The sequence below is a fragment of the Nonomuraea sp. B208 genome (genome assembly GCF_057536035.1).
Genome location: NZ_BAAJOU010000028.1, coordinates 17,728 through 31,944, shown reverse-complemented (window position 1 = coordinate 31,944; position 14,217 = coordinate 17,728). Strand labels below are relative to the sequence as shown.

Genomic DNA, 14,217 nt, shown 5'->3' with positions numbered 1-14,217 from the left:
ACTCGCCTACGTGACCTGACGGCACGTGATGGCACGACAGCCCCGTAGCGAGATCGCTACGGGGCTTCCCGGTGCAGGTGGGCGGTACTGGATCCGAACCAGTGACCCTCGCTGGCAGGGAACGAAGATCGCTCCCGTCGGTACGCCGGCCTGATGGGCCGGCCTGGGGAACCACTTCCCCCGCCGACCGTCCCCCAGCTGCCCTGATGGCACGCTGATGGCACGACGGTCAGGGCCGGGGGCCCGCGCAGGAGACGTCCTTGGCCGGCAGGGTTCCCTTGATCAGGAACGCGACGGTGGCCTTGTCGGCGCAGGTCGAGCCGGTGCCGTAGACGAAGTGGCCGCCGTGCTCGACACCGAGGAAGGCGGCGCGGTCACCCAGGGCCCTGTGCATTCCCCGGCCCGCAGCCCACGGCGTGGCGTTGTCGCGGCGGTTCTGCAGGATCAGGATGTTACGCGGACCGTGCGAGGTGACCTTGACCACCGGCTCGATCGGCTTCTGCGACCAGAACGCGCACGGCAGGATGTTGTTGGGCATGCCCGCGCTCAGCGGGTACTTCGCGCGGGCGGCCGCGGTGGCGCCGGCGTAGGAGCCCACCTCTCGCGACCAGGTGGTGTCCCCGCAGAGCATGGCCAGGACCATGGTCGCCTGGTTGTCCGCCGGCACGCCCTTCACAGCCGGGGTGTCGGCGAGAATCTGCCGGAGCACGGCGGCGTCGGCGTCCGCCAGGGCCTTGCCGGCGGACAGGTCGGCCGCCGCCTTCCAGAATCGGGTGAGCGGCGTGAGCATCTCGTTGCGCTGCAACATCTGGTACGTGACGCCGCGCAGCAGCGCACCGCTGATGGCCACTGGTGTGCCCGGCATCATGGCCGGCTTCCGGTCGAGGCGGTCGGCCAGCGCGATGAAGGTGTCGGTGACCTCGCCGGCGGTGCCGCCCAGCCCGAGGTCGGCGTCGGCCGCCGCGGCCACGCGGGCGGCGTCCGGGAACCGGTCGTTCATGCCCTGGTTCCAGGTGTTCAGCATCTTCGCCCACACCTTGTTCGGGTCGACGTTGCCCTCCAGCACCATCCGGTCGGTGTTGCGGGGGAACAGCGAGGCGTAGACCGCGCCGAGGTAGGTGCCGAAGGACTGGCCCCAGTAGGAGATCTTCCGCGCCCCGAGCGCCTGGCGGATGCGATCCATGTCGCGCGCTGTGTTCGCGCTGTTGAAGAAGCGGAGCTTGTCACCGATCGTGGCGCACTGCCGGGCAACGGCGCGCGCGGTGGTGACGTTGCCCTCGATCGAGCCGCCGGCGCCGGGGTAGGGGAAGACGGTGAGAAGGCTGGGGCCGGACAGACCGCAGCTCATCGGGGTGCTGTGGCCGACGCCGCGCGCGTCGAACCCGATCAGGTCGTAGGAGTCCCGCACCTCCTTCGGGAGCGTGAGTGCCATCTGGCCAGGCATGTCCAGGCCCTGCAGTCCCGGACCGCCCGGGTTGAACAGCAGGTCGCCGCGCTTCTTGCCGTGCTTGGCGGTGGCGATCCTGGAGACCGCGACGGTGATGGTCTCTCCGTCGGGACGGCGGTAGTCCAGAGGCACCTTGACCGTGCCGCAGGTTTGCCTGGGGTCCCGTTCGGCGCCTGGCGCGAGTTCGGGGCACTGACCCCACTTGATCGAAGTCTGAACGTGACCGGCGGTCGCCACGGCCCTGGCGCCGGCCGGCTGCCCACCGATCACTGCCCCCGCTGCCGCGACCGTGGTCAGGGCGCCGGCGACGATGACGCGTACGCGGATGGTGTTTCCCATGGTGCTGTCCTCCGAATGACCGATGTGCCGTGATCTGGCTTCGCGGTTGACCGTGGTTGTCGGCCGCTGATGAGAAAGGTAGGGATGGAGGGCCCTGTCCCGAATCACCGCGTTGCGGACATTCCGTGTAGCTCACATGAGGGACAAGCGCGGCAACATCGGAGATCAGGGATCGCTAGGCTCTGGGCCATGTCGGGGACCTGGGCCAGCGACCGCTTACGGCGGTTGCGGAAGGTGTGGCGCGTCTACGACGCCACGGTGTGGGACCGGTGGCTGGCCGTCGTGACCACCGGGCTGGCGTTCGTGCCGGCGCTGTCGATGATGAGCGTCGAGTTCGGCGACCTGTCAGGACGCCCGGCCGACGCGTTCCAGATCGTCCTGATCCTGGCCCAGACGGTGCCTCTGGCCGTGCGTACCCGATGGCCCGCCGCGTGTCTGGCGATCAACGGCACGGCTTTCATGATCCACGAGACGCTCGGCTACCCGATGCAGTTCGGCACCGTGACGGTGTACATCGCGCTGTACTCGGTGGGCGCGCACCAGGAGCGGTTCCGGGGCGTCATCGCCGTCGTGACATCGACCGCGTACGTCGTGCTGTGCGTGGCCGTGGTCCTGCTCGGCTCACCGGTTCTGCAGAGCGAGTTCCTGGTGTTCTACCTGCTTTTCGCCGCGTGCTGGCTGGGCGGCGCCTTCGTACGCGGGCAGCGGCTCCAGGAAGCCGAGCGACGGCGGCTCGCCACCGAGGCCGCGGCCGCCGCGGAGCGGGCGCGCATCGCGCGGGAGCTGCATGACGTGGTGACCCACCACGTCACCGCCATCGTCGTGCAGGCCGACGCCACGCAGTTCGTGGCCACGTCACCGGAGCGCGTGGTCACGGCACTGTCCACGATCGGCGGCGCCGGCCGCCGAGCCCTGGCCGAACTGCGGTATCTGCTGGACGTGCTGGAGGCGACCGGAGAGTCGGCCACGCCCGTCGTGGGCAGCGTGCGAGACCTGGTCGAACACATGCGAAGCGGCGGCCAGCCGATCGAGCTGGTGGAGGACGGCGACCAGCCCTCGCTCCCGGTCGGCGTGGGGCTGGCCGTGTACCGGACGGTGCAGGAGGGCCTGACGAACGCCGTCAAGTACGCCCAAGGCCGCCCCACCACCGTTCGCATCGGCTACCGGGACGACCGCGTGGAGGTCGAGGTGACGAACGCCGCTGCCGCGGTCCCCGTCGGCGCGAGAAGCAGCCTCTCCGGTGGCCGCGGCCTGGCCGGACTACGCGACCGGATAGGCGCGCTGGGCGGCGAGCTGGCCGCAGGCGAGCAACCGGACGGCGGTTTCCGAGTTTTCGCGTCGATCCCCGTGGGCGGTGCCAGATGACCATCCGGGTCATGATCTGCGAGGACCAGGAGATCGTCCGCGCCGGTTACGTGACGGCGTTCGACGCGCAGCCGGACATGGCGGTGGTCGGCGTGGCCGCCGACGGCCTGGCCGCGGTCGAGGCGGTCACCAGCCTGAAGCCCGACGTGGTGGTCATGGACATCCACATGCCGCTGATGGACGGCATCGAGGTGACGAGGCGCATCGCCGGCCCCGGTGTCGTGGCGCCGCCGAAGGTACTGGTCGTGACCACGTTCAACGTGGACAAGTACGTCTACGAGGCGCTGCGTGCCGGAGCCAGCGGCTTCCTCCTGAAGGACGCCCCTCTCCTGGACCTGGTGAACGGCGTCCGCACCGTCGCCCGCGGAGAGTCCCTGCTGTCCCCCACCGTGACCCGTACCCTGATAGGTCGCTTCGCCGACCGCCTCCGCCCGGCCGCCCCCACCCCCGACGAGGATCCGCTGGCCGTCCTGGCTCCCCGCGAACGCGAGGTACTGCGGCTGATCGCCCGTGGCCTTTCCAACGCCGAGATAGCCGCAGAACTGGTAATCAGCTTCGAGACCGTCCGAACCTACGTCTCCCGGATCCTCACCAAACTGGACCTACGCGACCGCGTCCAAGCCGTGGTCTTCGCCTACCGCACAGGCTTCGCCGACGACGACCGCTGAAACCGGCAATCGCCTTTCCGGAGCCGGACGAGCAAGATCCCCACTGCTCGGGCACATGACGGAAGCAAGATCGGTTGCGTTCACTGATGGCACGTCAATGACACGAGTCCCGTTTCCCTGATGGGAAACGGGACTCTTTCTGCTGGTGGGCGGTACTGGGTTCGAACCAGTGACCCCTCGCTTGTAAGGCGAGTGCTCTACCGCTGAGCTAACCGCCCCTGATCGGCACTACACCTTACGACACCAAGGGGCCCGACCGCACATCCACGTCCCACCCGGGCCCCAGCTCCGGCCGACCCGCGGCGCGCCAGCCCAGGAGGGCGGCGCCGAGCATGCCGGCGTCGACGCCCAGCGCGGCCGGGATCAGGGGCGGGGCGTCGCGGAAGGCCAGGCGCTTGAGCAGGCGCGTGCGTACGGGGTCGAACAGGGCCGGGCCGGCCTCGGCGAGGCCGCCTCCCAGGACGATGGCCGAGGGGTCCAGCAGCAGCGTGTACGTGGCCAGGGCGAGCGACAGCGCCTCCACGGCCTCGTCCCAGATCTCGATGGCGATCGGGTCGTCGGAGGTGACGACCTGTTCGGCCCTGACGCCTTCGAGGCCGGCCCGCTGGCTGTAGCGGCGGCCCACGGAAGCGGCCGAGGCGTACGTCTCCAGGCAGCCGAACTGGCCGCAGGCGCACTGTTCGCCGTCAGGGAAGACCGGGGTGTGGCCGATCTCGCCGGCCCAGCCGGAGGAGCCGCCGTACGGCTCCCCGCGGATGACGGTGGCGCCGGCGATGCCGGTGCCGATGGGGAGGAAGAGGAAGTCGGCCACGTCGCGGCCGGCGCCGAGCACGCTCTCGGCGAGGCCGCCCGTACGGACGTCGTGGCCCAGCATGACCGGGATGTCCAGCGTGGTGAACGCCGAGGCGGGGACGTCCCGCCAGCCGAGGTTGGTCGCGTAGACAGCGGCGTGCTCGGTGACCAGGCCGGGCACGGCGAGGCCCACGCCGGCCGGCTCCCCGTCGCCCGCGGCGGCGAGGTGGCCGATGAAGTCGGAGATGGCGGCCACGACCGCGTCCCCGCCCTCGGTGCGCGGGGTGGGGCGCCGCTCGCTCAGCAGCACCTTGCCGGAGTCGCTGACCAGGCCGCCCTTCATGGACGTGCCACCCACGTCGAGCGCGACGACGAACGACGAGCTACTCGACGTACTACTCAATGCGGACACGGTAGGAGACGATAGCGCAGCTCATCCAACGGCGGTGAAGCCCCCCGGCGGGAGGTCAGGCGCGGCCGAGCACGCGGTTGAGCGCGGCCTCCACCTCCGCCGACAGCCCCGGCGGCGTCTCCATCGCGGGCGGCCGGCCCGGCGTGCTGCCGGAGCGGGCCATCCAGACGGCTCCGCAGGACCGGCACTCCACCTCGCCGAGCCGGCAGATGAGCGCCGTGGACCGGCAGGTGCCGCAGTGGTCCAGGTCGAGGTCGTGCAGGCGTTGACAGTCCGGGCAGATCAGCACCTGGGACTCCGCGCGCACCCCGCGCTGCCACGGGCTGGAGCCGCGGACCGGGTCCGTCTGCCGGGCCCCGCAGCGGTAGCAGGGCATCGTTGCCTCCGAAGTGAGTGCCGGGGTCGGGATCAGTGTCGGTGTCGATGTCAGGGTCAGGGTCAGGGTCAGTGGATGTCGGCGAGCGCCTTGACGTAGTCGGCGACGTCGCGCGCGGCGGAGATCGGGTTGATCACCGACCAGCGGATCACGCCCTCGCCGTCGATGATGAAGGTGCCCCTGCGTGCGAGCCCCTTCGCATCGTCGAACACACCGTACGCCTGCGCGACCTGTCCGTGTGGCCAGAAATCGGAGAGCAGCGAGAAGGGATAACCCTCGCGATCCGCCCAGGCGCGGAGGGTGAAGACGGAGTCGACCGAGACCGTCAGCACCCGTACGTCGTCGCCGAACGCCGTGTCGCGCAGCGCGTCCAGCTCGCTGCCGCAGATGCCGCTGAAGGCAAGCGGATAGAAGACCAGCACGACCTTGCGGCCCCTGAGCCGGGACAGGCGCACCGGAGCGCCGTGCTGGTCCTGCAGCTCGAAGTCCGGAGCCGGGGCGCCGACCTCGACAGGATGTGCGTTCACGCCCATATCCTGCCGCATGGCGGACGCCGTGACTCCCTGGGTGGTCGAAGCTCTCTGCGGGTCCTTACCTCCGGCCCTTGGGCGTCACGAGCCGGGTGCCTGACCAGTCGGGTGCCGCCGAGATGCTGCTGGTCTGCGACAGGCCCGCGGTGGCGGCGTCCTCTCCGATGTCGCTCGGCTCCACATGGCCCTCGCGTCCGGACTTAGGGGTGAGCAGCCAGATCTGGCCGCCCTCGGCGAGTGCACGCATGGCGTTGGTCAGCGTGTCGAACAGATCGCCGTCGCCGTCGCGCCACCACAGCAGCACCACGTCCACGACCTCGTCGCTTTCCTCGTCCAGCAGCTCGGTGCCGGTCAGGTTCTCGATGGAGTCGCGAAGATCGTCGTCGACGTCCTCGTCCCAGCCGATCTCCTGCACCACCTGACCCGGCTTGAGGCCGAGTCGTTCGGCCAGGCCGCGCTCGCCCTGCGCCTGACCCGCGGTCGCGCTCACGTTTATCCCTCCTGCTTGAGTGGCCCCGCTTATGCGGTTTATCGCTTCGGGACAGTCCACACGCTGTGACCCTCAGTCGTCAACGGTCGCCACGGGTACGGCCGTACTCGGCCAGATTCAATGCGACAAAAACGACAGGCGAACCTGGCGTTGCGCGTTGTCGACGTTCAGGTCCACGACGGCGATGGACTGCCACGTGCCGAGCGCCAACTGCCCGCCGAGCACCGGTACGGTCGCGTACGGCGGAATCAGCGCGGGCATGACGTGCGACCTGCCGTGACCGCGTGAGCCGTGCCGATGACGCCATCGGTCGTCGGCCGGCAGCAGCTCCCGCAGCGCCGCGAGCAGGTCGTCGTCGCTGCCGGAGCCCAGCTCCAGCAGGGCGACCCCCGCGGTGGCGTGCGGCACGAATATGTGCAACAGGCCGTCTTCGCCCTGACCGCGTACGAATTCGGCGCACTGGCCGGTGATGTCGTGCACGGTCTCTCGCGAACCTGTGGCCACAGAGATGATTTCTGATCTCACGGACTGATCTTACGTAGGCACATCGACGGCATCAGGGCCGGCGAACACCGGCCCGCCGTGCCCGTCGCCGGAGCGCGCCACGCGGTGCGGCTCTCCGTACGAGCCCTGGACCTCCCTGATGACGCCGCTCCTGTCCTTTTCCTCCACGCCGTCGGCGTGGGCCAGGAGACGGTCTCCTGCCGTTGCCTTCATACCTCCCACACTGGGCCCCGGAAAGCCGGACGAAAAGACCATTTCCCTAGAACGAACGATTTTTACCTCCCTCTCCTGGGGGAGGACCCGGGCCTGACCCGGACGTTACGCTGCGAAAGGTGTGGGGTTCCGGGCTGCGCGGGCGGATGGCGGCCTCGTACGTGCTGGTCACGACCACCGCCGTGTTCCTGGTCGAGGCCGTGATCGCGGCGACGTTCCTGATCCCGCAGGCCAACGCCTCCGACCTCGCGGAGGTGCTGCGGGAGCAGGCGTCGAGCGACGCGCAGGCGATCGGCCTGGAGGTCACGCGGCTGAGCGGCCCCGCCCCCGTCCGCGGGGAGATCGCCGTTCCCGATCTTCCCGATATTCCGGACGTCCCGGGCGAGCCCATGAGAAGAGCCGGCGCGGACGGCCGCGAGCTGCTGCGGGCGGCCGTGGCGGCGGCCGGGGGACGTACGGTCGCGGGCGGCGCCCGGCCGCACGCCGAGCCGGGCCTCGCCATGCTGGAGACCGTCGTCGACGTGAACGGCGTGATCCTGGCGGCCAGCGCCCCCGGCATCCACCGCCTCGGCGCCACGCTGGACGTGCCGCTGCCGCCGCTCGGCCGGGAGAACGCGGGCGGCGGCCGCACCGTGACGGGGCGGGCGGTCTGGCACGTCAGCCCCGTCCTGCGCAAGGAGCCGGTGGGGCCGCACGGGTTCGAGGTGATCGGGTACGTGCACGTCCAGGCCCCCGCCGACGCCGAGGTCGCGTCCGTGCCGAGCCTCACGCCCATGATCGTCCCGACGCTGCTGGTGCTGGGCCTGGTGCTGCCGGTGGGGCTGGTGTTCGGGCTGCTGAGCACCCGGCGGCTGATCGGCCGCCTGCGCCGGCTGGCCGCGGTCACGACGGCGGTCGCGGCGGGCGACTTCCGGCCCCGGGTCGAGGTCTCTGGCTCGGACGAGGTGAGCACGCTGGAGCAGTCGTTCAACGTCATGACCGACCGGCTCGGCGCGGCGGTCGAGTCGGCCAGCCTCACCGCGCGCACCGAGGCCAGGCAGGCCGAGCGCGGCAGGATCGCGCGGGAGCTGCACGACTCCATCTCCCAGGACCTGTTCTCGCTGAGCCTGCTGGCCGCGGGCATGCGCAGGGCCGCTCCCGAGGGGCTGCGCGGTCAGGCGGAGGCGATGGAGCGGACCTCCGCCCGCGCGATGCGCGAGATGCAGGCGCTGCTGCTGGAGCTGCGGCCGGTGGCGCTGGAGGACGCCGGGCTGGTGCCCGCCCTGGAGGAGCTGTGCCGGGCGTACGAGACCAGGCTCGGCGTACGGGTCGAGGCGGTGCTGGAGGAGGTCGCGCTGGAGGCGGCGGCCGAGCACGCGGTGCTGCGGCTGGTCCAGGAGGCGCTCGGCAACGCGGTCAAGCACGCCGCCCCCTCCCGGGTGGAGGTGCGGCTGGGCCGGGGGGCGGACGGCGCGGTCACCGTCTCGGTGTCGGACGACGGCTCGGGCTTCGACCCGGCGGACGTGGCCGGGCGGCACGGGATGGGGCTGACGCTGATGCGCGAGCGGGTGACGGAGCTCGGCGGCCGTCTCGACGTCCGCAGCGACGGCGACGGGACGACGGTGACGGCGACGATAGCCGGGGCGGTGAGCCACGCGTGAGCGTCCGGGTGCTGATCGTGGACGACCACGAGGTGGTCAGGCAGGGCCTGCGCTTCGTCCTGGACCAGGAGGACGGGATCGAGGTCGTGGGCGAGGCGGGCGACGGCGAGGCCGCCCTGCGGGCCGTACGCGCCCTGCGGCCGGACGTGATGCTCCTCGACCTCGTCATGCCCGGCATGGACGGACTGCGGGCGCTGGAGGCCCTCAGGGAGGCCGGCGACGGCCCGGCGCCCGCGGTCATCGTGCTGACGTCCTTCCAGGAGGAGGACCGGGTGGTGGAGGCGGTACGGCTCGGCGCGCTGTCGTATTTGTCGAAGACGAGCGCGGTGGACCGGGTCGTCGAGGCGGTCCGGGCGGCGGCGCGCGGCGGCAGCGTGCTGGAGCCGGGCATCGCGGCGCTGCTGGTCCGCCAGGTGCGGCGCGCCGAGCGTCCCCGCCCGCTCGACACGCTCACGCCGAGGGAGCGGGACGTGCTGGCCGCGCTGGCCCGCGGCCGCTCGAACGCCGAGATCGCCCGCGACCTCCGCATGGGAAGGGAGACAGTCAAGTCGCATGTCAGCAGCATCCTCGCCAAGCTCGGCGTGTCGGACCGCACCCAGGCCGCCATTTACGCCCTCCAGCAGGGGCTCGTGCCGCTCGACGAGGCTCTTTGACGGCCCGGCGGGGAGCCCGGCGGCGGCCTGCGGGAGGCGTGACCGCTAGACTCGGCCGGCCGCCCGGTGACGGCCCTGTCCTCTGAGGGAAGGGCGGGCGCGGCGGGCAGGGCCCCGTGGAGCAGGACCGGGACACGCGAGCGAAATTTCGTTCATTTTGCTGTCTTGTTAAAATGCTCCTGGGATGTAACCTTTGACTGCGAATCGTCCTACCATCGGTGGTCTAGGCCATCGGAGAGGTCCCTGCCAGCAGGGACACGCTGGTTACCGGCCAGTAGAGATGCGTTTTCTACGGCTAGAGACCAGGATGGAAGACGACCAGACCAGACATCAGTCATTCTCGGAAGGCGAGACCCAGTGGCTTCCGGACGCCAGCGATTCTCGATCATCAGCGACGGCCTACCCAGCCAGCTGCCTGATGTCGACCCCAGTGAGACCAACGAGTGGCTCGAGTCTCTCGACAACGTCGTCAAGACCGAAGGCCGCACCAGAGCCCGCTACCTGATGCTGCGCATGCTGGAGCGGGCCCGCGAGCACCAGGTCGGCGTGCCGGGCCTGCGGAGCACCGACTACATCAACACCATCCCGCCGGAGCGCGAGCCCTGGTTCCCGGGTGACGAGCACGTCGAGCGCCGCATCCGCGCCTACATCCGCTGGAACGCGGCGGTCATGGTGTCCCGGGCCAACGCCCGCACCAACGTCGGCGGTCACATCGCGACCTACGCCTCCGCCGCCTCGCTCTACGAGGTGGGCTTCAACCACTTCTTCCGCGGCAAGGACCACGGCGAGTCGGGCGACCAGGTCTTCTTCCAGGGCCACGCCGCGCCGGGCATCTACGCCCGCGCCTACCTGGAGGGCCGGCTCAACGAGGCGCAGCTCGACGCGTTCCGCCAGGAGCTCTCGCACGGTTTCCACGGGCTGCCCTCCTACCCGCACCCGCGGCTCATGCCCGACTTCTGGGAGTTCCCGACCGTCTCCATGGGTCTCGGCCCGATCGGCGCGATCTACCAGGCGCGGTTCAACCGCTACCTGCTCAACCGCCAGATCAAGGACACCAGCCGCAGCCACGTGTGGGCCTTCCTCGGTGACGGCGAGATGGACGAGCCCGAGTCGCTCGGCGCCATCGGCGTGGCCGCCCGCGAGGAGCTGGACAACCTCACGTTCGTCATCAACTGCAACCTGCAGCGGCTCGACGGCCCCGTACGCGGCAACGGCAAGATCATCCAGGAGCTGGAGTCCTACTTCCGCGGCGCCGGCTGGAACGTCATCAAGGTCGTCTGGGGCCGCGACTGGGACCCGCTGCTCGCCGCCGACGTCGACGGCGTGCTGGTCAACCAGATGAACACCACGCCCGACGGACAGTTCCAGACCTACTCGGTCGAGTCGGGCGCCTACATCCGCGACAACTTCTTCGGCTCCGACCCGCGCCTGCGCAAGATGGTCGAGCACCTGTCCGACGACGACATCCGCAAGCTGTCGCGCGGCGGCCACGACTACCGCAAGGTCTACGCGGCCTTCAAGGCGGCCCGCGAGCACGTCGGCCAGCCGACCGTGATCCTCGCCCAGACCATCAAGGGCTGGACCCTCGGCAAGGACTTCGAGGCGCGCAACGCCACGCACCAGATGAAGAAGCTCACCAAGGCCGAGCTCAAGGAGTTCAGGGACCGGCTCTACCTGCCGATCCCCGACTCCGCGCTGGAAGGCGACCTGCCGCCCTACTTCCACCCGGGCGAGAACGACGAAGAGATCCAGTACATGAAGGAGCGCCGGGCGGCGCTCGGCGGCGTGCTGCCCAAGCGGGTCCAGCGCGCCAAGCCGATCAAGCTGCCGGGCGACGAGGTCTACAAGTCCTTCGGCAAGGGCTCGGGCAAGCAGCAGGTGGCCACCACCATGGCCTTCGTCCGGCTGCTCAAGGACCTCATGCGCGACAAGGAGATCGGCCACCGGTTCGTGCCGATCATCCCCGACGAGGCGCGCACGTTCGGCATGGACGCCATGTTCCCGTCGGCGAAGATCTACTCGCCGCACGGCCAGACGTACGAGGCCGTCGACAGGGAGCTGCTGCTGTCGTACAAGGAGGCCGTGCAGGGCCAGATCCTGCACGAGGGCATCAGCGAGTCGGGCTCGATGGCCTCGGCGATCGCCGCCGGCACCTCCTACGCCACGCACGGCGAGCACATGATCCCGATCTACATCTTCTACTCGATGTTCGGCTGGCAGCGGACCGGCGACCAGATGTGGCAGATGGCCGACCAGATGACGCGCGGCTTCCTGCTGGGCGCCACGGCCGGCCGCACCACGCTCAACGGTGAGGGCCTGCAGCACGAGGACGGCCACACGCCGCTCATCGCCTCCACCAACCCGGCCGCGATCTCCTACGACCCGTCCTGGGCGTTCGAGGTGGCCCACATCGTCAAGGACGGCCTGCGTCGCATGTACGGCGACCAGCCGGAGGACGTCTTCTACTACCTGACCGTCTACAACGAGCCCTACCTGCAGCCCGCCGAGCCGGCTAACCTCGACGTGCAGGGCCTGCTCAAGGGCCTCTACAAGTTCGCCGACGGGCCGCAGACGCAGGGCCCGAAGGCCAACATCCTGTGCTCGGGCGTGGCGGGCCCGTGGGCGATGGAGGCGCAGCGCCTGCTCGCCGAGGACTGGGGCGTCTCGGCCGACGTGTGGTCGGCCACGTCCTGGTCGGAGCTGCGCCGCGAGGCGCTGGCCTGCGAGGAGCACAACCTGCTCAACCCGGAGGCCGAGCAGCGCGTCCCCTACGTCACCCAGGCGCTGTCCGGCGCCCAGGGGCCGTTCGTGGGCGTCAGCGACTACATGAAGGCCGTCCAGGACCAGATCGCGCAGTGGGTGCCGGGTGACTGGTCCTCGCTGGGCACCGACGGGTTCGGCCTGTCCGACACGCGCTCGGCGCTGCGCCGCCACTTCCACGTGGACGCGGCCTCGATCACGCTGGCGGTGCTGACCCAGCTCGTACGCCGCAAGGAGCTCGACGGCGAGGTGCTGCGCGAGGCCATCGCCCGCTACCACCTCAAGAACGGCGTCACCGAGGCCGGCGGCGCGGAGAGCAACGACACCCAGTCGATGGGCGTCTGACACATCCATCAGGGACGCTCCCGCGAATGTCCTCGCGGGAGCGTCCCCGTGTTCGGGGGACGGACGGGTGAGGCGGCACGTTAGGAGGGGTACGGGCCGCCTCACCCACGTTTGGTGCGAGGTCGCGTATTGTGGGCACCCTTCCCCCGAGTAGACGAGGGGAAGTTTGTGCCATGCGAGGTGTCCTAGCCGTCGCCCTGCTCGTCGGGGCGGCCGGTTGTTCCGCCGTTCCGGCCGAGCCCGCCGCACAGTCCGTCCCAGGGCTTCAGAGCAGCGCCGACCAGGTCGAATGGGGCCCGTGCACCGACATCAAGCGCCCTGACGGCGAGCCGCCGGCCCGTCAGGACAGCTCGGTGCGGTGCGGCAAGCTCGCGGTGCCGCTCGACTACGACAAACCGGACGGCGAGAAGATCCAGCTGGCGCTGATCAAGATGCCGGCCACCGGGCAGCGGCTCGGCTCGATGGTGTTCAACTTCGGCGGCCCTGGAGCCTCCGGGGTGGACACGCTGGACCAGGCGGGCAAGGCGCTCGCCCCGCTGCGCACCCGCTACGACCTGGTCAGCTTCGACCCGCGCGGGGTCGAGCGCAGCTCCGGCGTACGGTGCGGCAACGGCGCCGAGATGGACCGGTTCACCGCCCTCGACACGCTGCCGCCCAACGATCAGACGCACCGCGAGGGCGAGCAGATGAACAAGCAGTTCGCCGCGCTGTGCCAGAAGAACTCCGGCAAGATCCTGCCCTACGTCGGCACCGTGAACGCCGCCCGCGACATGGACCGCATCCGCGCCGCCGTCGGCGACCCGAAGCTCAACTACGTCGGCATGTCGTACGGCACCCAGCTCGGCGCCGTCTACGCCACCCTGTTCCCCAAGAACGTGGGCCGCATGGTCCTGGACGCGCCGCTCGACCCGACGATCACCTTCGAGCAGCGCACCGTCGCCCAGACGCGCGGCTTCCAGCACGCCTACGACAGCTTCCTGAAGGCGTGCGTGAAGGACGGCTCGTGCGCCGTCGGCAAGGACGTCGCGACGGCCAACACCAACGTCGAGAACCTCATGAACGAGCTGACCGCCAAGCCCATCAAGGTCAGGGACCGCGAGCTCACCCAGGGGCTCGCCTCGACGGGCGTGGCGGCCGCGCTGTACTCCGAGCTGACCTGGCCGTTCCTGGAGCAGGCGCTCGGCGAGGCGCTCCAGGGCCACGGCGAGGCGCTGCTCTACCTGGCCGACACCTACACCGGGCGGTCCACGGACGGCAGCTACTCGACGCAGATGACCAGCTTCCCCGCCATCACCTGCGTGGACACCGCCGAACGGCCGAGCGAGGCCGACCTGCGGCGCACCGAGCAGCAGGCGCTGCAGATCTCGCCGCTGTTCGGCAGCGAGGGCTCCGGCGGGCTGTGCCGGGTGTGGCCGGTCAAGGGCAGCGACCAGGCGCGGCACGTGGACGCGACCGGCTCGGCGCCGATCGTGGTGGTCGGCGGCAAGGGCGACCCTGCCACGCCGTACGAGTGGGCGCCCAAGCTGACGGCCCAGCTCAAGACCGCGACGCTGGTGACGTACGAGGGCGAGGGGCACGGCGCCTACCTGTCGGGCAGCAAGTGCGTCCGGGCGCTCGTCGACAGCTACCTCATCAACGGCAAAGTGCCGCAGAAGGGCGCCACCTGCCCGGCGGCCTAGTCTG

Annotated in this window: 13 protein-coding genes and 1 tRNA gene; 6 read left to right on the top strand and 8 right to left on the bottom strand. The window is 70.3% G+C overall.

The annotated features are described in order from the left end of the window. Window positions 1–229 precede the first annotated feature (229 nt). Window positions 230–1,786 carry an alpha/beta hydrolase gene (locus tag AC27IY_RS36420; RefSeq protein WP_487180816.1) on the bottom strand — a complete coding sequence of 519 codons (1,557 nt, stop codon included), beginning with the start codon at window positions 1,784–1,786 and terminating at the stop codon, window positions 230–232. Window positions 1,787–1,975: 189 nt separating this feature from the next. On the opposite strand from AC27IY_RS36420, the gene AC27IY_RS36415 reads away from it, so the two are divergent. After that, window positions 1,976–3,151: a sensor histidine kinase gene (locus tag AC27IY_RS36415; RefSeq protein WP_487180815.1), complete on the top strand. Its 1,176-nt coding sequence runs from the start codon at window positions 1,976–1,978 to the stop codon at window positions 3,149–3,151. A gap of 11 nt (window positions 3,152–3,162) precedes the next feature. Further along, window positions 3,163–3,819: a response regulator gene (locus AC27IY_RS36410; RefSeq protein WP_487180814.1), complete on the top strand. Its 657-nt coding sequence runs from the start codon at window positions 3,163–3,165 to the stop codon at window positions 3,817–3,819. A gap of 143 nt (window positions 3,820–3,962) precedes the next feature. On the opposite strand, the gene AC27IY_RS36405 is transcribed toward AC27IY_RS36410, so the two are convergent. The 7 genes from AC27IY_RS36405 to AC27IY_RS36375 all read right to left on the bottom strand — a co-directional run bounded on the left by AC27IY_RS36405 (window position 3,963) and on the right by AC27IY_RS36375 (window position 7,136). Then, window positions 3,963–4,037 (bottom strand) — tRNA-Val (locus tag AC27IY_RS36405). 17 nt (window positions 4,038–4,054) lie between these two features. Further along, window positions 4,055–5,023, bottom strand: coding sequence for an ROK family protein (locus AC27IY_RS36400; RefSeq protein ID WP_371251954.1), 969 nt, complete (start codon window positions 5,021–5,023; stop codon window positions 4,055–4,057). Between the two features lie 55 nt (window positions 5,024–5,078). Continuing rightward, complete coding sequence (locus tag AC27IY_RS36395) at window positions 5,079–5,399, bottom strand: hypothetical protein (protein ID WP_423450942.1); 321 nt, start codon at window positions 5,397–5,399, stop codon at window positions 5,079–5,081. 68 nt (window positions 5,400–5,467) lie between these two features. Beyond that, window positions 5,468–5,932 carry a peroxiredoxin gene (locus AC27IY_RS36390; RefSeq protein WP_344212636.1) on the bottom strand — a complete coding sequence of 155 codons (465 nt, stop codon included), beginning with the start codon at window positions 5,930–5,932 and terminating at the stop codon, window positions 5,468–5,470. A gap of 58 nt (window positions 5,933–5,990) precedes the next feature. Beyond that, window positions 5,991–6,419 carry a DUF3052 domain-containing protein gene (locus AC27IY_RS36385; RefSeq protein ID WP_329573581.1) on the bottom strand — a complete coding sequence of 143 codons (429 nt, stop codon included), beginning with the start codon at window positions 6,417–6,419 and terminating at the stop codon, window positions 5,991–5,993. A 117-nt stretch (window positions 6,420–6,536) separates the two neighbouring features. Further along, complete coding sequence (locus AC27IY_RS36380; protein ID WP_344212639.1) at window positions 6,537–6,944, bottom strand: secondary thiamine-phosphate synthase enzyme YjbQ; 408 nt, start codon at window positions 6,942–6,944, stop codon at window positions 6,537–6,539. Between the two features lie 9 nt (window positions 6,945–6,953). Then, on the bottom strand, window positions 6,954–7,136 hold the full coding sequence (locus tag AC27IY_RS36375; protein WP_449946354.1) for a DUF1918 domain-containing protein: 183 nt from the start codon (window positions 7,134–7,136) through the stop codon (window positions 6,954–6,956). 119 nt (window positions 7,137–7,255) lie between these two features. Between AC27IY_RS36375 and AC27IY_RS36370 the strand changes: the two genes are divergently transcribed. The 4 genes from AC27IY_RS36370 (at window position 7,256) to AC27IY_RS36355 (ending at window position 14,213) form a co-directional block, all read left to right on the top strand. Continuing rightward, the gene (locus AC27IY_RS36370; RefSeq protein WP_423478586.1) at window positions 7,256–8,776 is read left to right on the top strand and encodes a HAMP domain-containing sensor histidine kinase; all 1,521 of its coding nucleotides are present in this window, start codon (window positions 7,256–7,258) and stop codon (window positions 8,774–8,776) included. After that, a complete protein-coding gene (locus AC27IY_RS36365; RefSeq protein WP_364443939.1) occupies window positions 8,773–9,429 on the top strand; it encodes a response regulator in 657 nt (218 codons plus the stop codon). Before AC27IY_RS36370 ends, AC27IY_RS36365 begins: the two co-directional genes overlap by 4 nt. A 357-nt stretch (window positions 9,430–9,786) precedes the next feature. Then, window positions 9,787–12,534 carry a pyruvate dehydrogenase (acetyl-transferring), homodimeric type gene (gene aceE, locus AC27IY_RS36360; RefSeq protein WP_344212646.1) on the top strand — a complete coding sequence of 916 codons (2,748 nt, stop codon included), beginning with the start codon at window positions 9,787–9,789 and terminating at the stop codon, window positions 12,532–12,534. A 173-nt stretch (window positions 12,535–12,707) separates the two neighbouring features. Beyond that, on the top strand, window positions 12,708–14,213 hold the full coding sequence (locus AC27IY_RS36355; protein WP_423450945.1) for an alpha/beta hydrolase: 1,506 nt from the start codon (window positions 12,708–12,710) through the stop codon (window positions 14,211–14,213). Window positions 14,214–14,217: the final 4 nt, after the last annotated feature.